18 protein-coding genes are annotated in these 20,020 nt (G+C 45.7%); 14 read left to right on the top strand and 4 right to left on the bottom strand.

Annotated elements, in window-relative coordinates:
• Positions 1-102: 102 nt before the first annotated feature.
• From NC994_RS17070 to NC994_RS17055, 4 genes are all read left to right on the top strand, one after another.
• Positions 103-1,731, top strand: coding sequence for a mechanosensitive ion channel family protein (locus tag NC994_RS17070; RefSeq protein ID WP_190435484.1), 1,629 nt, complete (start codon positions 103-105; stop codon positions 1,729-1,731).
• Between the two features lie 81 nt (positions 1,732-1,812).
• Positions 1,813-2,073 (top strand): hypothetical protein, encoded by a 261-nt coding sequence (locus NC994_RS17065; RefSeq protein ID WP_190411235.1) that lies wholly within the window; start codon positions 1,813-1,815, stop codon positions 2,071-2,073.
• 265 nt (positions 2,074-2,338) lie between these two features.
• The gene (locus NC994_RS17060; protein WP_190411157.1) at positions 2,339-2,707 is read left to right on the top strand and encodes a hypothetical protein; all 369 of its coding nucleotides are present in this window, start codon (positions 2,339-2,341) and stop codon (positions 2,705-2,707) included.
• A gap of 169 nt (positions 2,708-2,876) precedes the next feature.
• Complete coding sequence (locus tag NC994_RS17055) at positions 2,877-3,254, top strand: hypothetical protein (protein WP_190411158.1); 378 nt, start codon at positions 2,877-2,879, stop codon at positions 3,252-3,254.
• A gap of 116 nt (positions 3,255-3,370) precedes the next feature.
• On the opposite strand, the gene panB is transcribed toward NC994_RS17055, so the two are convergent.
• The 4 genes from panB to NC994_RS17035 form a co-directional block, all read right to left on the bottom strand.
• Complete coding sequence (gene panB / locus NC994_RS17050; RefSeq protein WP_190435481.1) at positions 3,371-4,159, bottom strand: 3-methyl-2-oxobutanoate hydroxymethyltransferase; 789 nt, start codon at positions 4,157-4,159, stop codon at positions 3,371-3,373.
• 85 nt (positions 4,160-4,244) lie between these two features.
• A complete protein-coding gene (locus NC994_RS17045; RefSeq protein WP_190435478.1) occupies positions 4,245-4,778 on the bottom strand; it encodes a hypothetical protein in 534 nt (177 codons plus the stop codon).
• A gap of 92 nt (positions 4,779-4,870) precedes the next feature.
• Positions 4,871-5,983 (bottom strand): two-component regulator propeller domain-containing protein, encoded by a 1,113-nt coding sequence (locus NC994_RS17040; protein ID WP_190428494.1) that lies wholly within the window; start codon positions 5,981-5,983, stop codon positions 4,871-4,873.
• 158 nt (positions 5,984-6,141) lie between these two features.
• Positions 6,142-6,867: a hypothetical protein gene (locus NC994_RS17035; RefSeq protein WP_190435474.1), complete on the bottom strand. Its 726-nt coding sequence runs from the start codon at positions 6,865-6,867 to the stop codon at positions 6,142-6,144.
• Between the two features lie 271 nt (positions 6,868-7,138).
• Here NC994_RS17035 and NC994_RS17030 point away from each other — a divergent pair, with 271 nt between their 5' ends.
• The 10 genes from NC994_RS17030 (at position 7,139) to NC994_RS16985 (ending at position 20,012) form a co-directional block, all read left to right on the top strand.
• The gene (locus NC994_RS17030; RefSeq protein ID WP_190411163.1) at positions 7,139-8,569 is read left to right on the top strand and encodes a form I ribulose bisphosphate carboxylase large subunit; all 1,431 of its coding nucleotides are present in this window, start codon (positions 7,139-7,141) and stop codon (positions 8,567-8,569) included.
• A gap of 92 nt (positions 8,570-8,661) precedes the next feature.
• A complete protein-coding gene (locus NC994_RS17025) occupies positions 8,662-9,060 on the top strand; it encodes a chaperonin family protein RbcX (protein ID WP_190411164.1) in 399 nt (132 codons plus the stop codon).
• A 96-nt stretch (positions 9,061-9,156) separates the two neighbouring features.
• Positions 9,157-9,492 (top strand): ribulose bisphosphate carboxylase small subunit, encoded by a 336-nt coding sequence (locus NC994_RS17020; protein WP_190411165.1) that lies wholly within the window; start codon positions 9,157-9,159, stop codon positions 9,490-9,492.
• A gap of 137 nt (positions 9,493-9,629) precedes the next feature.
• Positions 9,630-10,937: a ribulose bisphosphate carboxylase small subunit gene (locus tag NC994_RS17015; RefSeq protein ID WP_190435472.1), complete on the top strand. Its 1,308-nt coding sequence runs from the start codon at positions 9,630-9,632 to the stop codon at positions 10,935-10,937.
• A gap of 924 nt (positions 10,938-11,861) precedes the next feature.
• Complete coding sequence (locus tag NC994_RS17010) at positions 11,862-13,331, top strand: hypothetical protein (protein ID WP_199299608.1); 1,470 nt, start codon at positions 11,862-11,864, stop codon at positions 13,329-13,331.
• An 87-nt stretch (positions 13,332-13,418) separates the two neighbouring features.
• Positions 13,419-14,726 (top strand): O-antigen ligase family protein, encoded by a 1,308-nt coding sequence (locus NC994_RS17005; protein ID WP_190435470.1) that lies wholly within the window; start codon positions 13,419-13,421, stop codon positions 14,724-14,726.
• Between the two features lie 70 nt (positions 14,727-14,796).
• Entirely contained in the window at positions 14,797-15,798 is a 1,002-nt protein-coding gene (locus NC994_RS17000) for a glycosyltransferase family A protein (RefSeq protein ID WP_190435467.1), read from the top strand.
• A gap of 126 nt (positions 15,799-15,924) precedes the next feature.
• Complete coding sequence (locus NC994_RS16995; RefSeq protein ID WP_199299607.1) at positions 15,925-17,448, top strand: MOP flippase family protein; 1,524 nt, start codon at positions 15,925-15,927, stop codon at positions 17,446-17,448.
• A 56-nt stretch (positions 17,449-17,504) separates the two neighbouring features.
• Positions 17,505-18,749, top strand: a complete 1,245-nt coding sequence (locus NC994_RS16990; RefSeq protein WP_190435464.1) for a glycosyltransferase — start codon at positions 17,505-17,507, stop codon at positions 18,747-18,749.
• Between the two features lie 48 nt (positions 18,750-18,797).
• Entirely contained in the window at positions 18,798-20,012 is a 1,215-nt protein-coding gene (locus tag NC994_RS16985) for a glycosyltransferase (protein WP_190435461.1), read from the top strand.
• The last annotated feature ends 8 nt before the right edge of the window (positions 20,013-20,020 follow it).

The raw sequence follows: 20,020 nt of genomic DNA, 5'->3' as shown, positions 1-20,020 counted from the left end.
ACCTGACAAAGGGGTTGTTAGGCTGAGTGGGGATTATTTAAGTAAGCAAATGTACTTAAGTTTACCCAAATACCTGTGTTCAATGCATTTCGGAGGTTTGAAATGCCTTCTCAATCTTCTTGGGCGATCGCTGGAACAATTCTGTTGACTGGTTGGGTAGCATCTCCAATCCAAGCTCAAATTCCACTTCCGCAGAATTTGGAACTGCCCGCGCTTAGCCTACCCAGTAGCGATGCACAAAGCCGAATCATGTCTGGTTGCATCCGCTTGGATGGTCGCTGTCTGTTTCAAGTCGCCGCACCCCAGTCGGAATTACCCGCGCGTATCCAAGATATTCAGCAGAGATTGGAAACAATTAGCAACCAATATTTGCAGGAGGATGCCTCAAAACTCCAAATTGAGAGCAAAAAGCAAAATAATTTGCCAGTCATCTATGTCAATGACCAACCCCTGCTAACCGTGACACGACCCGATGCCGACTTACAAGGGGGAGACTTAGATACACGGGCAGAAAAGCTCAAAGAATCCTTGCAAGAAGGACTGAAACGGGCGAAACGGGAGCGACAACCGCAGTTTTTAACTCGTCGAGGTGCGATCGCGGGCGGGTTTTTGGTAGCAATGATTGTGAGTAGCTGCGCGATTAACAGTAGTTCCAAGCGATCGCGACAACGGTTAACCGGCACCACCACTACACCTACAGGTCATCCGGTCACAACCCAGCTGGCTCAACAACAACAAGGGAATTTACAAGAAGTTCAGCGCCGCTTGTATCAAATGGCGCAAGCCAGTATTTGGGGCGGGGGAACCCTCATCGGGCTTGGTTTATTTCCCTACACCCGCATCCTACAGGTTTTGATGCTCAACGTTCTCCAAATCCCTTTGCGACTGGGGATTGTCGGACTAGGGACTTATGTTGTCATACGTTTGAGCTACGTCTTGATCGACCGCTTCGCTGGCGCTTTAGCCAACAGCTATTTACTCACGCCCGAAGCCTCCCGCCGTTTGCAACTGCGAGTTTCGACAATTTCCGGTGTCACCAAAAGTATTACCACCCTAGTCTTGTTAGGAGTGGGTAGCTTGGTCGCCCTGACGACATTAGGTGTGGAGATTGCCCCCTTACTTGCTGGTGCTGGCTTGGTTGGCGTTGCGGTGTCTCTTGCCTCCCAAAACCTGATTAAGGACGCGATTAATGGGTTTTTAATCATTGTGGAAGACCAGTATGCGGTTGGCGATGTGATTGCTGTAGGCGACGTAGGCGGTTTGGTAGAAAACATCAATCTGCGGATTACTCAGGTACGCGATGCTGAGGGTCGATTGATTACGATTCCCAACAGTGAAATCAAAATTGTCGCTAATCTTTCCAGCAACTGGTCGCGGGCAGACTTAAATATCCCTGTCGCCTACCATGCCGATGTCGATCAGGCGCTGAAGCTGATTGACACCATTGCCCAAGAAATGAGCCGTGACGTGACATGGCAAGAGCAAATTCTGGAAAAACCCCAAGTCCTAGGAGTCGATAATTTTGGGGAACGGGGCGTCACGATTCGGGTATGGATTAAAACCCAGCCCTTGAAACAATGGGATGTGGCGCGGGAGTTCCGCCGCCGCCTGAAAATTGCCTTTGATGAGGCGGGTGTTCCAATCCCGCTACCCCAACAGGAGATTTGGTTTAACCGTTCTCTGCCTGCAAAATCTCAGATGGATGAACACGAATCTCAGTCGCCAATTTAGTACGAATGTACTATAATAGAAGGGTAGGCAAATCCAGTCGAGAAACCGCCTGAACCCCACATGGAGTCAAGTATTCAAGCCATGACCAAGCACTACATTCTCAGCCTGAATCCGACTGCTCAGCATGACTGGGATCGTTGCACTCTCAGAAACCCTATCACTGCTGAACGCCCAGACTTGGCGAGTTTGATTGCCGAAGCGGTGGGAGCGGATGCCGGTTCTTACCTGGTAGCTGTCCATATTGAAGTCCAAGTTTTGGAAAAAGCACCAAATCTGCAACCAGAGCGCGTTCATCTGGATGTGCAAGTGACGCCGAAGCAGCTCAAGGAATTAGTCGCGTAGAGGCGGAATACCAACTAATTTAGCATTTCAGCAATCGTTGTTGTAAACCCGCCCTCCGGTTTGAAGTCGAAATCCGGCGAGGGTGGGGCTACAAGAACGCAGCCGCCTTTCATGAAGGCTAGTACAAATTTTTTACAGCTTCTCATGTCCGGACGACACTAGGACAAGGCAGTGCCGTTCGCCTACCGACGCTACGGAAGTCCGCTTTTGGTGGCCTAGTACAGATTTTTTTTTACAACAAGTATTCTTCAAGAAGAAGATGCAAATGAAACTGAGTCAATATCCCGCTGCGATCGCTCAAGCTGCTCATACTGTAAATGAAGTGGATGCTCAGCTTGCCGCCGCTCATCTGGTGATTAACCGCATGGAAGGCAATGCTGACAAAACGGTGGCATTTGAGCAAGATTTGAAAAATGACAATCAACGCAAGGCGCGTCGCTTTGAATTACTGATGGTGAATTTGGAGTATCAGCAGGCGCTGAATACGATGATGCGCTTAAGTGCTGAAAAAGCCAATGCGGTGGCTCACCTGGAGTATCTCCGCAACCAGTTTAGCGTTGCCAAGCTGGAAACACGTCTTGCGATCGCCCGACAGCTTGCTGGTTCCGAAGCCTTGGAACTGGTGGGTGTGTAAGCGATAAAAGCTTCACCGATGACCAGAAGATGGGATAAATCGGTGTTTCTACAAACAAGTGGGGGTGGGCACTGCCCGCCCTTTTTTTTTCGCACAATGGCAATGCTTTGGCACAATAGTTGTAATTGCCTATCTGAGTTCCAGATTGGCTACTTTTAACAACAATCTCATGACTATCGTTACATCAGCAGAAATTGAAAATTTTCGCTCCGAATTGGCAGATTATCCAGACGCTCTAGCAGCTTTGGATGTAATCGAGGATTGTGAAGGAGATTTAGAAGATGCGGCGATGGTGCTGGCAATTCGAGTCGGACAGCAACCAGAGATAGCAAACGCAGAATGGTTGCCGATTTTAACTAAAAAATGCCGCGCTGTTATCTGCCAACAAGAATTTCGCGATGAGCTGGTTAATGGAAAATTTGCCCGGATGATGGGGCATTTGGCAGCCACAAAACTTTGCCCAAGCCCTTTAGTAACGCCCGTTTTGATGTATGTGGCTCAGCAGGGTGTGAAAAATTTTTGCGAACCTTTCGATCCGGTATCCTAGCCACACAAGCTTGTTTTTAAATGCAAAGAACCCAAAAGTTAAGAACGCCAAGGTACGCAGAAGAAGGATTCTCTTTGCGTACCTTGGCGTTGAAATAAGAATTTTAGGAATGCTGTTTAGGATTGTGGGGAATCTGGAAATTGACGCGATCGCACTTCGCTACCGTAATTCTGCACTGCTTGGGTAATTGTTTCTCGCAAATTGGCGTAAGATTTAGCAAAGGGCGGCTGGCGTTCGGAGAGTCCCAGCAAATCGGCGGTAACGAGTACCTGTCCATCGCAATGCACCCCAGCCCCAATTCCTATCGTCGGAATCGATAATTTTTGGGTAATCTGCAATCCCAAATCGGATGGGATATGCTCCAAAAGCATCGCAAAAGCACCTGCTTGTTCCAGCGCGATCGCTTCTTGTAAAATTTTCTCTGCCGCTTCTGGTGTTTTTCCCTGCTGTCGGTAGCCTAACTGATGTACCGATTGAGGAGTCAGACCCACATGACCCATTACCGGAATGCCTGCTTGCACGACTCTGGCAATCGTTTCCACCATTGCCGGATATCCTCCCTCCATTTTCACCGCCTGAGCGCCGGTTTCTTTTAATACTCTCCCAGCTGAGTGAATCGCTTGCTGAGGACTTTCTTGATAACTCAAGAATGGTAAATCGCACACGACTAACGCCTGTTTGACACCGCGACGCACGGAGGAGGCATGGTGTAGGATTTCATCTAGCGTCACCGGCAGGGTTGTCTGATAACCGAGTGCCACCATCCCTAGGGAATCCCCCACCAGAATCACATCCACTCCAGCGGCGTCTATAAGTTGCGCGATCGCATAATCCCAAGCTGTCAACACGACAATGGGACGCCCCTGTTGTTTCCACTGGATTAATTGCTGGGTGGTGACTGCCATTTTTTAGATGCGATTTTGAGAAGGTTGTTAATCATTGGTAGGGATAGGCTAGAACCCACCCTACTTGTAAAAATTAACAACTATTTCAGCGCTCCGGTTTCATCGTTTGCACAAATCTTAGAAAATCGTCAGTTTCCCACCCGTCTTCAATATCTAGGGTCTGTACGTTAAAAACTCCTACAGAACCGTCAGTCAGTTCGACTTCCATCGGCACTGTTCCACCAAGACCATAGGTGTTCACTACCTGCTCTACCAGAGTACAAGGCATATTGAACGTACCCATATCGATTCTGCCATTGTTGGCTCGGTAGTCCCAAACGACTACCTTTTCAATTCCAGCAGAGTAGGGTTGCTGACAGTAGAATCGATGACTCAAGGCAATCATCCGCGCCATGTGGACATCGTAGCGGCGCATCTCACCCCCGAAAGCAGAAACAGTTGTGTTTCGATCGGGGACTTCAAAGTAACCCAGTCGTACGTTAGCACTGGCATCGAGGGTATTTTCTAATCGGATGGTATTGATCCGGATGTCTGCTGGACTAGCAGCTTGAGCGATCGCAGAGAAAGCCGTGGCAGCGATCGCTGCACTCACAACAGTTTTGGCAAATTTTTTCAGCATGGAAGCGTCAACCTGTTAATGACTCAAACAACCTGTAACAGACTTCAACTTCCGGCTGACTTATTCCGTTAAACTAGACCCTGACAAATTGTTTACTCTTCTCCCCGAACGAAAGCTAAGTGCGGGGTCACGCGCCCCGTCGTCAAGCTAATCCAAGCGAGTCCTTCACTGGTTCCCACCCACAACTTATCGGCGACATCCGTTGATAAAGAGAGTATCCGACTGGAGGGGAGGTCGCCAACTCGATCCAGAACCGCACCCGTATCCGGATTCAATCTCAATAAACCATTATCTGTCCCCACCCAAACGCTCCGATCTTGGGCAAAGCGCACAGCGGTAACGTTGCGCCCCCTGAGTGGCGTCACCGACCGCAGCACATCCCCGGTTTTCGGGTCAATGACTAGCAAACTGCTGGGTGTTCCTGCCCAAATCCGTCCCTGTGGATCTAGGGTGAGAGCTTGCACTGTGGTGCCGGGAATATCCCTCAGCCGCTTCATCACAAAGGCATTGGCGGTATTAATTCGCACTAATCCTTCTAAGGTTCCAACCCATAACTGACCTTCGCGGTCGAGGGTGAGGGCATTCGCTGACACTCCGGGAAGCTTTTGCACCGTTGTCATTAACAATCCCTGGTCGGGACTGATCATGGCAAGACCGCGATCGCTTCCTACCCACAGATAACCCCGTTGGTCAGTCAATAGCGACAACACCCGGTTAGACGGTAAGGTGAAATTTTGCGCCGTCACTTCATTGCTACGGGGATCTACACGCAACAGTCCTTCGTAAGTTCCCACCCAAACCCGTCCCACTCGGTCTTGCGCTAACGCGCCGATGGTATAGTTCGGTAGAGCAATCCGAGCCAAAACATTGCCTGTCCTCGGATTTATCCGCGCTAAACTCTGCCAGGAACCAACCCAGAGACTGCCGGTATAACCCGGTTGCAATGCAGTGACGCGAAAATCTGCGGGTAGGGGGGTGGCTTCTTGCCGTCGGCGTTCGGGGGGCAAGGGACGACCTCCAGGCGGCGGCGATGAGGGTGGATAGGTGAGTAGGTCATCTCCCCGGTCTACCTCCGTAGATTGTTGAGCTAGTACGCCACTACCACGGGTCTGTGAATCTGATTGGATGATTCCCCATACTGGTAGGCTTAAAGAAAGCAGCGTAGCACTAATAAACAAACCGATACGCTCACTCAAGAATGCCATCGCTAATCTCCTTAGAAGAGGCTTTGCTAACGTGCCTCTCTTCATTTAGCTGAAATATAAGTTCCTACTACATTTAAGCCTGTGTTAGCGACAGATTGAAAAATTAGAACGAAGTCGCGATCGCAGATTGCATAACTTGAGTATATTTACTCAACAAATTAATCACAAACGCCAAATGTTTTTAGTTTGCCATTGACAAAGTAGAAAGCATTTGAACAGTATGCAAGGGTGCCAATTTCTAAATATTGAGGGACACCGGCTGAATCAGTTGGTAGTGCTTTCCAGAGTTCAATTGCTGGTTTTGCTTTAAAAATTTGCTGTTCGGATGTTCCAGATTTCAAAGGAGAATATTCGCGGGCGGCTGGTCCGAGTTCTCCGGATGGTTTGAAGCTAATCGCTGTGTAAATAGTGCCTTCTGAGGAGTCTGGAAGATGGCTGAAATCCTTAACCACGGCTGAATCAAACTGTCCGCTGCTCTGGCTAATGGCGATCAAAAATCGAAAATTATTATTTTTAGGGTTGACTAACAATAGAGCGTAATCTTTCTGCTTGTCTTCGTTGAAGTCAGCGGTAAAAATGCTACAAGTCTTGCGCTGTCCGGGATTTTCCTGCTCATAGGCACGAATGGAAGCGACAAAGTCCGATTCTTGCGCCAAGCGATACTCACCCAAGCTTGCTTCGAGCGATTTGGGAATTTCTCCTTGGCACTGAGGTTCTGGTAGCGCTGTCATGGATGGGGCTGCTTGAGTCCCGATGGAAGCGGGATCGCGGCGAGAGGCGGTCACATCGGTTAATGTACTCAGCGGCAGATGGTTGGATACAGCGATCGCACTACACGCTGCCACCATCAAGGATGCGGCTAGGAGAGAAACTTTTTTTAGCATTCCCAACAAAAAACAACGACCCTATAATATTCGGTGCGCGATCGCTATTTTCAGTGATTTTTATTCGTTTACTAATTGTTTCCAAAAGTCAAGTCTTTATTTGTAACAAAACCTATAGATTTATAGGCAATAAGTAAAGCTTATGTTTACAAAAAGAAGATTAGAATATCAACTTATTACCTTGCTGGTATAGTTAAAAATTAATAAAGAAAAAAGTTATGGGATCGCTTAAACCCGTAACAACATTCAGGATTCCCTCAGGAAGGAAGACATGTCTTACTCTCAAACAAAAACTCAGACAAAGACTGGGTATAAGGCCGGGGTTCAAGATTACAAACTCACCTATTACACCCCAGACTATACCCCCAAAGATACTGATGTCTTGGCGGCTTTCCGGGTTACGCCTCAGCCTGGTGTTCCTCCAGAAGAAGCTGGAGCTGCTGTTGCTGCTGAATCTTCCACAGGTACCTGGACAACAGTATGGACAGACCTGCTGACAGACCTGGATCGTTACAAGGGTCGTTGCTACAACATCGAGCCAGTACCAGGCGAAGACAACCAATATTTTTGCTATATTGCTTATCCCCTGGATTTGTTTGAAGAAGGTTCTGTTACCAACTTGTTGACCTCTCTGGTGGGTAACGTGTTTGGTTTCAAAGCCTTACGTGCGCTGCGCTTGGAAGACTTAAGAATTCCTGTTGCGTACCTCAAAACCTTCCAAGGCCCTCCTCACGGGATTACCGTTGAGCGCGACAAACTGAACAAGTACGGTCGTCCTTTGCTGGGTTGTACGATTAAGCCGAAGCTCGGTTTATCAGCTAAGAACTACGGTCGTGCAGTCTATGAAGTCCTGCGCGGTGGTTTGGACTTCACCAAAGACGACGAAAACATTAACTCCCAGCCTTTCATGCGCTGGCGCGATCGCTTCCTGTTCGTTCAAGAAGCCATCGAAAAAGCTCAAGCTGAAACAGGTGAAATCAAAGGTCACTACCTAAACGTGACGGCTCCCACCTGCGAAGAAATGATGGAACGGGCTGAATTCGCTAAGGAAATCGGCACACCGATCATCATGCACGACTACCTGACGGGTGGCTTCACCGCTAACACCACCCTCGCTAAGTGGTGCCGCCGCAACGGTATCCTGCTGCACATTCACCGCGCTATGCACGCTGTGATTGACCGTCAAAAGAACCACGGTATTCACTTCCGCGTTCTCGCCAAGTGTCTGCGGATGTCTGGTGGAGACCACCTGCACTCCGGTACCGTCGTTGGTAAACTGGAAGGCGAAAAAGGCATCACGATGGGCTTTGTTGACCTAATGCGTGAAGACCACATTGAAGAAGATCGCTCTCGCGGTATTTTCTTCACCCAAGACTGGGCTTCTATGCCTGGTGTGATGCCCGTGGCTTCTGGTGGTATCCACATTTGGCACATGCCTGCTCTGGTGGAAATCTTTGGTGACGACTCCTGCTTGCAGTTCGGTGGTGGAACCCTTGGGCACCCCTGGGGTAACGCACCTGGTGCAACCGCCAACCGTGTTGCTTTGGAAGCTTGTGTCCAAGCTCGTAACGAAGGTCGCAACCTGATGCGCGAAGGCGGCGACGTGATCCGCGAAGCTTGTAAGTGGAGTCCTGAGTTGGCGGTTGCTTGCGAACTTTGGAAGGAAATCAAGTTCGAGTTCGAGGCAATGGATACTCTGTAATCTAATGACAGAGTCATGATTGTTGAGTGCTGAGTTAAACTTAAACAAACTCAACACTCAAAATTCAGAACTCTTTAGGTCTGGGGTCAAATATGGATCTCAAGCAAATTGCCAAAGACACGGCTAAGACACTGATTAGCTACCTGACTTATCAGGCAGTGAAAAATATCGTGGCTCAGTTGAGCGAAACAAATCCTCCTTTGGCAATTTGGCTGAGTAACTTTTCTAAAACGGGCGTCATCCAAGATGGAGAAGCTTACGTCAAGGAATTACTCAAAGAAAATCCAGAGTTAGCGCTTCGGATTATGACTGTGCGCCAGCATCTTGCAGAGGAAGTAGCAGACTTTTTACCTGAGATGACTCGCACTGGTATTGAGAAATCTAATATCGAATATCGGCGTCAACATCTCGAGCGAATTACGCTACTTACTTTACCTGACCCCAGCTTCCAGCCGGAACAACAAACTGAATCACCAGGCGAGTCTGGATAACCTCGACCGTCATCTGACAGAACTCTTCAACTTTGGACGTTAGACCGCATCAAGCGTCCACTTAGCAGACATACCTACAAGGAAGACCACACAACTATGAGAACTCTGCCTAAAGAGATTCGTTTCGAGACTCTTTCCTATTTGCCAGCGCTTACCGACGCGCAAATCAACAAGCAAATCCAATACATCCTCGACCAAGGCTATATTGCAGGGGTTGAATTCAGCGATAGTTCTGCACCGGAACAGCACTACTGGACATTGTGGAAACTGCCTCTGTTCAATGCTACGACAACCCAAGAAGTTCTCACTGAAATCAAAGCTTGCCGTTCTGAGAACCCCAACGCCTATGTCCGAGTCATGGGCTTTGATAACATCAAGCAGTGCCAAGTTCTCAGCTTCATCGTTGGGAAACCAAACCAAAGAGGTTACTAAACCTTAATTAGTCAGGTGGGCGCTGCCTAACCGACTCACTTTTAACTCGTTCGTGCAAAATTGGAGAGGCAGAGCAATCTACCTCTCCAATTTGTTTGTTTGATGCCTAGCAATCGGAGCATTCACTTTAACAGACTATGACCTACTACATTTCTCCCCGCTTTTTAGACAAGCTGGCGGTTCATATCACCAAAAATTTTCTTGACCTCCCTGGAGTACGAGTTCCTCTGATTCTCGGAGTTCATGGACGGAAGGGAGAGGGAAAATCTTTTCAGTGTGAATTAGTATTTGAGCGGATGGGCATTGAAGCTGTCCATATGTCGGCAGGGGAACTGGAAAGTCCAGATGCAGGAGATCCCGGGCGTTTGATCCGCCTGCGCTATCGGGAAGCAGCAGACTTGATCAAGGTGCGCGGCAAGATGTGCGTGCTAATGATCAATGATTTGGATGCTGGGGCAGGGCGCTTCGATCAAGGCACCCAATATACGGTGAATACTCAGCTGGTGAATGGCACGCTGATGAATATTGCTGATAAACCTACAGATGTGCAACTTCCTGGCAGTTATGATTCCACGCCGCTACCCAGAGTGCCGATTATTGTCACAGGCAATGACTTCGCCACCCTGTATGCGCCGTTGATTCGGGATGGTCGGATGGAAAAATTCCACTGGGAACCCGATAGAGATGACAAGATTGGCATCGTCGGAGGCATTTTTGAGCCAGATGGATTATCTCGCAGTCAGATTGAACAGTTAGTCGATCGTTTTCCCGATCAAGCGATTGATTTCTTTGGTGCAGTGCGATCGCGCATTTACGATGAACAAATCCGCTCTTTCATCCACGACATTGGGATTAACCGGGTTTCTACTAGGGTAGTAAACAGTGCTGAAGGACCACCAGTGTTCAAAAAGCCTGATTTCACTCTTTCTCGCTTAATCGAGTTTGGCAACCTGATGGTTCAAGAACAGCAGCGAGTTCAGAATTCACGCTTGGTAGAGGAGTACAATACAAGCCGACGCTCCGTGACTCCAGAAGTTAGGGATGTGCCTCAGATGTCATCCATACCCCCGGAAAATCGGAAGACCGTTGTCCGTAATGAACTGGCGAACGAGCCATCGCACCCCCATGAGTCCGACCGAGGTAACGGTCACAGCAGCAACACTCAGGTAAATAGTGCCCGAATTAGTCCACAGGTGCAGCAACAGATCCGGGATCTACTTGCCCAAGGCTATCGCATTGGTATAGAACACGCAAATGCACGTCGGTTCCGCAGCCAATCTTGGCAAAGCGGCGATCCCATTCAGACAACAAATGCGTCGGAAGCGATCGCTGCTTTGGAAGCTAGCTTAAGCGAGCATAATGGGGAGTACGTGCGCTTCATTGGCATTGACCCCAAAGCCAAGCGGCGCGTTGCAGAAACGATTATCCAACGTCCGAATAGTTAACGTTTGTAGTGTAGTATTTGCGGGGAAAGCGATCGCTCTGTTGGGGCGATCGCTTTTGTTTATCCTGGCGAATCGATAATTCAATAAGAGCGGCATGGGAACAAAAATTTGTTAATTTCGTCGCCCTTTGCGGTATAAATTTACAGTAACGAAGTGAGCGATCGTGATTAAGATATAGAGGCTCATCGAATCACAAAATCAATCCAACTTCTGTAAAGTTTAGGTGAAGTTGCACGATTTTTGTGCAATTTTTGATGAAGTTTTCATTGCTGAGATAGCGATCGCTTAATCACTTTACTTGTCACCGTAACAGAGCGATCGCTATCTCACGAGCAATTGCTCAAACAACCTGCCTGTGCCTCTTTCAACACGTTTTTAGTTCGCTAGATTTGCACTTTGGTTAAAAAAAATCATGCAGTCCATAATCATCCTCTGGACTGATGTTTCGCTATGTAAAGCCCCTTACGATGAGATGACACTAAAATTATGTTTAATGATTCCTTGAACCGAATCATTTCATTGAAATCTAGGCTGTTCTTAAATACGAGTAACTAAGCTTTTTCCGGGTGTTTCTAATGCGAAAAGCGAATGACTAGCGAAAAACAAATTATAGGGTGGATAGAAAAACATTCTATGTTGCAATTGCAGTCAATCAAAAGGCTTTTTAGTAGTTTCTAAATAGCTCTTAAAATTGCATTTTAGCTATTGTTTGAAACTGAAAATATCAAAGCGTTTTATCTCAATCTCTTCACGAGAGCAATGATAAACCACTCCTAAAAAGTAGCGAAGTAAAGGCTGTGTATACTCTAATAAGCGAAGGTTATACAAAACTATTGAATCAAGATTGCCATTCAGTCCTTGAGCCTAGCTATTCAAAGAGACAAACAATCGCAATAACCCTAGTGTAAGCCTAATTCTTTGACTATGAAACGCCCGATTACCTCTCCCCATGAAGATTTGGCTATTACTGACTCTGCAAGTATTTCTAAATCTTCCCCAAAATCAGCAAGGTCTCAAGGAAATTGGATGCGTTACTTAGTCTTAGGACTATTAACTAATGCAGCTATTTGGGGAGGAGCTTTATATTATATAAAAGTTACCAAACCCAATTACAGCACTGAGTTAGCGCTTAGTTTACCCTCAGCCGGTTCAGCCAGCAATATCAACCTGCCAGGGATTGGGCAAGCTTCCTCTAAAAGCGACTCTCCGTACATGAGTACGAATCAAGATCCCAGAGAGAATTATAAATTTCTAGCTCTCAGTAAGCCGGTCTTGGAGACTGCTGCTAATAAGCTCAATATGCCCTTGCAAGATTTTGGTAAACCCAGAGCTAAAGTATTAGACAACACTACGCTGATGACTTTTGAGTTTCAAGGAACGACTCCCGAAGAAGCTTATAAAAAATCTTTAGCGCTCTACGAAGCCTTGCAAGTAAAAATCAACGAACTGAGAATTAAAGAAGCCGCTCAGCAGGATAAAACGCTACAATCCACCCTTGGGGAGTCCCAAAAAAAATTAAAAGCAGCGCAAACACGCCTATCTGAGTACAAAGCGCGTTCGGGTTTAACTTCTACGGATCAACTTACGAACCTTTCACAAAATATTGAACAGCTACGCCGACAGCGGGCTGAAGTATTAGCTAAACAGCAAGATGCGAATGCTCGTTTGCAAGGACTATCTAGTAGCTTAGATTTATCGGCTAAACAAGCAGCAGATGCTTTTGTTCTTCAAGCCGACTCCCTATTTCAACAATACTTACAAGACTATAGTGAAGCGAACAGCCTCTTCGTTGCTTTGCAATCAAAGTTTTTACCCGATCATCCTGCTCTAATTCAGCAGCAGGCAAAGCTAAATGCCGCTCAAACGGCTTTACTGAGGCAGGGGCGATCTCTTTTAAAGCGACCCGTTACGATAGCAAGTCTAGAAGAACTTAACCTGAGCAAAAGTGGTGGATCGGGAACCTCGCGGGATGCTCTTTTCCTAGAGTTAGTGACAGTGCAGACAGAGGCACAAGGACTCCAAGCAGAAGCGCGATCGCTCAACCAACAGCTTGCTCTACTTGAGAATCGGCTCAAGTCACTTGCACAGCAAGAGGTTTCATTAGCCGACCTGATGCGAGATGTGCAAATTGCCGAAGCAGTTTTTTCTTCTACTTTAGCGAGATTGGATTTGAGCAAGTCAAATATATCTTCCTCTTATCCTCAACTTCAAATCTTTACCGAGCCTACAATTCCGACTTCTGCGAGTGCCCCCAATAAGAAATTAGTTCTGCTAGGTGCAGCTTTAGGTTCCTTGTTTTGTACTAATGGACTACTGTTACTGTGGCTGCGCGATCGCAAAATTTCTCGGTCTTCTGGGCTAGTTAAACATACCTACTTGGATACCAGTCCGTAATTACTAGAAATCGATTCAGGTTTCAGGAGATAAACCGCAGCAACAATATTGTTTTGATTAGACCCAAGATACATGAACCAGATATCAATGAAACCTCAAAATCTTGAAGAAAAGTTGATTTGGTATTACATTACCTGGATTTATGTAATTCACATTCTTGGGCTACAAATGACCTTAGTGCCTATACTAGCTTGGTTTTTCTTGTGGCGTGTAGGAAAGAAACTGTGGAACCAAACAGAGAATACTCCAACTGAGGAGAAAATAACCATTCCCACAACAATCTGGGTGTGGATTATTTGTATCTTAGTCATGGAGGTGGCTTTAATTGCTGCTCACATGAACTTCAATTTAGGATTAGGCAAAATTCTTAACTCATCAATCAATTGGGTTGTAAGATATGCTCCCTTAGCGTTATTTCCTCTTGCAGGCTGTTTAAAAATTCGACCTCAGATAATTTATAGAGCAGCTTGCATACTTTGTCTGCAAAGCTTAATTGCTGTGATCGTTTGCTATACAGCGTCTAGATTACACCTACCTTCTCATATCTACACTTCCCCTTTGCGGCTCATAGAACGTAGCGGTCTTGCCTACTACAGTGTTAACCTCTACGGTCTCGATCCGGAAGGAGGTGGAGTTCGTCTTGAATTGTTTACGCCCTGGGCACCTGCCTTGGGAATGGTAGGAAATATCTATTTCTTTCTAGCAGCGCAAGAATCGAACAAAAAATGGCGATTCATTGGCATGATTGGCGCGGTTGCAATGATTGTGGGTTCGGTTTCGCGTTTAGGTATTGTATCTCTTCCTTTTGTCATATTTTCTACTTGGGCTTTATCAAATTTTACGAAACCTTATATACAGCTCATAGCCGGAATCGCCAGTTTTATTATGGGAGTGTTTTCTTCCTGGCTAATCAATTCATTTAGAGCTTTCTCAGATATGTTCTACCAGGCTAGAGCCGGCTCTTCTAGAGTGAGAGATATATTGGCTCGCCTAGCAGTAGAACGTTGGAAAGAAGCTCCTATTTGGGGACATGGAATTGGTGAATTTAAAGGGCCTGCTGTTGCAACATTCAAGCCAATCGGTTCTCACAATACTTGGTTTGGTCTTCTGGTAACAAAAGGAATCGTAGGGTTTACGGCACTTGTCATTCCCTTGGCTTGGAGCTTCATAGATTTAGTAATTAAGTCGCAAAGTAGTCGAGTTTCACGAGTAGGATTAAGTATAATCTTGGTGATATTTATGTTTACTTTTGGGGAAAATATAGAGGCTCTTGCCTATGTTTATTGGCCTGGGTTAGTTATGTTAGGAATTAGCATCAAAGAAAAGTTTCCTAGCTTTTTATTCACTGAGACCAATATTCCTGAAAACGGTTATAGAGTCAAAACAGAACTTTAAACTGTTTACTGATGATTGAGGGGAATTAAGATAACATTTTTTTATTAGACTTACACAAAGGTTAAACTAAATGCCAGTAATATCAGTGATAATTCCGGTCTACAATGCTGAACAAACAATCTTGGAAACGGTTAAATCTGTTCAGCAACAAACATATTCTGATTTAGAAATAATTTTAGTTGATGACGGATCGAGTGACAAAAGTGTAGAACTGATTAAAGGAATTGTCGATGAACGGGTAAAAGTATTTGTCTATGAAAATGGCGGAGCCGCAGTCGCTCGCAATCGCGGTTTAGCTCATGCTAAAGGTGAATTTATTGCCTTTATCGATGCAGATGATTTATGGACACCAGACAAGCTAGAACTACAACTTGCAGAATTACAAAAGCACCCAGAAGCAGGAGTGGCTTATAGCTGGACTTCTTTTATAGATGAAAAAGGAAAACTTTTATATGTGCAGCAACCCGTATATTTTGAAGGGAATGTTTATCCACAATTATTAGTTAGCAATTTCTTGGTTTGTGGTTCAATTCCACTGATTCGTAAGCAAGCAATTGAGTCCGTTGGGGAACTCGACCCAGAACTGAAATCTACTCATGATTGGGATTACTGGCTCAGGTTAGCAGCTAAGTGGTCTTACGTTCTAGTTCCTCAACATCAAATTTTTTATCGTCAAGTACCTGGCTCAATTTCTTCCAAGATAGAGGTTAGGGAAAAATATAATCTGATGGCGCTTGAAAAAGCTTTTCAGGAAGCACCAGCAGAGTTGCAATCTCTTAAGAACCAGAGTTTAGCAAATGTTTATCAGCACCTCGCCGATCTGTATTTAACTCGTAAAGCAGATCCTGATGCAGTTAAGCAAGCGGGTTACAAACTAAAAACGGCAGTTCGTTTGTATCCAAAAATGTTGCTAAATAGCAGCGCTCAGCGCTTACTGCTGAAATGGCTGGTGATGCGATCGCTTTCCCCTAAATTCGCTAACTATTTTAGGCAGATATCTACTAAATTTCGTGATTTTCGATATCAGCGCTGGAGTAAAAATTTAGAAAATCTCGGTAAGGAGACGCCCTAAATTTAGTTTGAAGACCTACCAAATTGAGGTGAGTTATACGAAGGGTTTAAATTCTTCTATAAATACCCAAAATGATTAGTAACTTTTCAAGTAGTCGCTTCAAAGAGTTTTATAAGAGGTATCAATTTGTCGAGATTAGAGAAAAAGATTCTATCTGAGCCTGACCAAACTCAGCACTTTCAGACTGACCATCTGAAGGCTGATTTAAAAGGTCGCTCGGTTCGTGGCGGTGCAGTCACGATGGTGAGTCAGGGGTGCAAATTTGTACTTCAAATGGGATCGACGGTTGTGCTAGCTCGTCTACTCTCACCTCAAGACTACGGTCTAATTGGGATGGTGACTAGCGTGACGGGTATTGTGTTTCTCTTCAATGACATGGGTCTGTCAACGGCGACGATCCAAAGAGCCGAAATCAACCACAAGCAAGTCAGCACCCTGTTTTGGGTGAATGTGGGGATGAGCCTCTTGCTGATGCTATTGACTGCGGTTATGGCACCGGCGATCGCTTGGTTTTATGGTGAGCCGCGCCTGACCTGGATTGCGATCGTTTCTGCCAGTGCATTTATATTTGGTGGGTTGAGCGTCCAGCACCAAGCCTTGCTTCGGCGACAGATGCGCTTTACCGCTCTCGCTGCAATTGAGATCGTCTCCATCGTGCTGGGGGTAGCGATCGCGATTATTTCGGCTTTGTATGGGGCTGGATACTGGTCGCTGGTATTTATGTCACTGACTACGGCAATCGTCACGGCTGCTGGGGTTTGGGTAATGTGTGGTTGGCGTCCTGGCTTACCTGCTCAACGCTCAGGCGTCCGTTCTATGCTGGCTTTTGGTGGCAACCTCACTGGTTTCAGCGTCCTTAACTACTGCGCCCGAAACCTGGACAACATTCTAATCGGACGGGTGTGGGGTGCTGAGGCTCTAGGTGTGTACGCGAAAGCATACAGCCTAATGATGCTTCCTTTGCAACAAATCAACTCCCCAATTACCGCTGTTGCCGTTCCCGGTCTGAGCCGATTGCATTCTGAGCCACAGCAATTTCGCAATCACTATTTAAAAGGACTATCGCTGATCGGATTTTTGACGACGCCTATCGTCCTATTTATGATGATTGTCTCCGAAGAATTGGTCGAGCTGATACTTGGCTCCCAATGGGGAGAGGCTGGTACAATCTTCAAGCTTCTTGGTATATCTGCACTCGTTCAACCACTTACGAATACCTCTGGCTGGCTCTATATTTCTTCAGGAAGGACAGCTCAGATGTTCAAGTGGGGAGTATTTTCTTCCAGCTTCTTAGTGATTTCTTTTTTCTTTGGATTACCTTATGGCGCACGCGGTGTTGCTTTAAGTTATTCAATTGCCAAGCTATTGCAGACATTGCCTTGTATGTACTATGCAACGCGCGGCACGTCTATCACCATGCTCAATTTATTAGAAGCCATGAAGCATCCTTTGCTGGCATCTCTAATCGCAGGAGCGATCGCGTTTGGGGTTAAGTTAGCGATCGCGCCAACTTTAACCGTTTGGGCTACAGTGATTGTCAGTTTGGCGGTAATGGCTTTGACCTATTTAATCTTGATGTTCTATGTATTCAATACCAAGGAGCTTTACCTGTCTGTACTAAAACAATTTAAACGACCTAAAGGCTCTTGATGCTTAACCGTCCAGGATGATGACAGCAAAGTATCGGATATTAGGTGAAATTTACGATGAGAATCGCCTTTATTGTTGGTAAATTTCCTACTGTATCAGAGACGTTCATCTTAAATCAGATTGTGGGACTGATTGAGCGAGGACACGAGATTGACATTTACGCCCAGAAACCGGGCGATACTGCCAAAATCCACCCAGATGTGGAAAGATATCAACTTCTTGATCGCACCTACTATGTTCCGGAGCAAAGACCAGCCAATCCTTTAATTTATGTAATTAAGGCGATTTGGCTGCTGTTAGCAAATTTCCCCAAAAATCCTGTTGCATTTCTGCGATCGCTTAATGTTTTTAAGTATGGCAAAGAAGCTGCTTCATTGAGGATGCTGTATACAACATTCTCGTTACTCCCATTTCTATCAAATAAGCCATACGATATAATCCATTGCCAGTTTGGACCCTTAGGATTCTTAGGGATGTACTTTAGGACAATTGCTGCCTCTAGAGCTAAAGTAATTATCTCATTTCGAGGTTCTGACCTCACTATGTATCTCAGTCAATATGGTGACGATATCTATAAAAAGCTTTTTGAAAAAGGAGACTGTTTTCTGCCCATTTGTAAACATTTTAAAAATAAATTGATTAGTCTGGGCTGCAATGAAAAAAAAATTATTGTACTCCGCTCAGGAATCGATTGTAATCGGTTTTCCTTTAAGACACGCTATCCGCATCCCGATGGTAAAGTGCGGATTGTTTCAACAGGCCGCCTAATTGAAAAAAAAGGGATTGAATATGGTATTCGCGCTATTGCTAACTTGACAAAAATGAACCTCAATGTTGAGTACAATATTATTGGTGATGGCTCTTTAAAGCCAGACTTGCAGCAACTGATTCAAGAGTTAGATGTTGGAAATATAGTAAATCTCTTGGGCTGGAAACAACAGCAGGAAGTCGTGCAAATTCTCAACAATTCCCATATTTTTGTAGCCCCCTGCGTAACCAGTAAGGATAATAATCAAGAAGGGATTCCTAATGTTTTAAAAGAAGCAATGGCAATGGGTTTACCAGTTGCCAGTACTTACCATAGTGGCATCCCTGAGCTAGTCGAAGATGGGGTTTCAGGGTTCCTAGTTGCAGAACGGGATGTCAATGCTTTGACTGAAAAATTAGGCTACCTAATCGCCCACCCAGAGGTCTGGCCCGAAATGGGTGCAGCTGGTCGTGCATACGTGGAAAAACACTATGAAATTGGGCAGCTAAACGACCATTTAGTTGAAATATACGAGAAACTGCTAATTACCTGATAGGGTATTTATTAAATAGAAAAGTCAAGTTGTAGGGGTAAAATTGTTGTGAAAGTCGCGATGATTGTTGGTCGATTTCCGGTTTTGTCAGAAACCTTTATCTTAAATCAAATCGCTGGTTTAATCGATCGGGGTCACGAAGTTGATATCTATTCTGACCAACTCGGAGATACTTCCAAGGTGCATCCAGCAGTAGAAAAGTACCAACTCCTGAATCGCACCTACTATATCAAAATGCCATCTAATATTGCGATTCGCGGGCTAAAAGGCTTGGGGTTGCTATTCGCGAACAGCTACAAAGATCCAGCCCTATTACTGCGATCGCTTAATGTTTTTAAGTATGGCAAAGAAGCTGCTTCATTGAGGTTGCTATATGCAGCAGTCTCATTATTGGGCAAAAAAGAATACGACGTCATCCATTGTCAATTTGGCCCTTTAGGATTCATCGGGATGTCATTTCGGCTGATTGGTGCGCCCCACGGAAAATTAATTACCTCATTTCGCGGTTTCGATATTAGCCAGCATATTCAGGAATTCGGTGAAAACGTTTATAATCCCTTATTCGCCACAGGAGACCTTTTTCTTTCTAACTGCGATTATTTCAAACGTCGCCTGATTAAGCTAGGTTGCGATGAGAAGAAAATCATCGTCCTTCGTTCGGGCATCGATTGTAGCAAGTTTGTGTTTACCACACGTCATCTACCCGCTGATGGTCGCATTGGAATTGTCACCACAGGTCGCCTTGTCGAAAAAAAAGGGATTGAGTATGGAATTCGTGCCATTGCCAAGTTGGCTAAGGCATACCCCAACATCGAGTACAACATCGTTGGGGATGGGCCATTAAAGGAAAGTTTGCAGCAACTCATTGATGAGCTGGACGTTAGTGACAAAGTAAAATTGCTGGGTCACAAGCAGCAGCAGGAACTCATTGAAATTCTCGACAACTCCCATATATTTATCGCCCCCTGCGTGACAGCGAAGAACGGCGATCAAGATGCCCCCGTAAACGTATTAAAAGAAGCAATGGCAATGGGTTTACCCGTGATAGGGACGCAACACGGTGGCATTCCAGAACTGATTGAAGATGGGATTTCAGGTTTTTTGGTTCCCGAACGAGATGCCGATACTCTGGCTGAAAAGTTGGGCTATTTATTTGAACATCCGGAAGTTTGGCCTGAAATGGGTCGCTCCGGTCGCGCCTACGTAGAAGCGCATTACGACTTTAACAAGTTGAACGAGCGGTTAGTAGAAATCTACCATTAGATAGAGTT

The organism is Trichocoleus sp. AS-A1 (genome assembly GCF_039962015.1).
In the GTDB taxonomy this organism is placed as follows: domain Bacteria; phylum Cyanobacteriota; class Cyanobacteriia; order Cyanobacteriales; family FACHB-T130; genus FACHB-T130.
The sequence above is the reverse complement of the archived record's forward strand: the minus strand, read 5'-3'. Positions and strand labels throughout refer to the sequence as shown.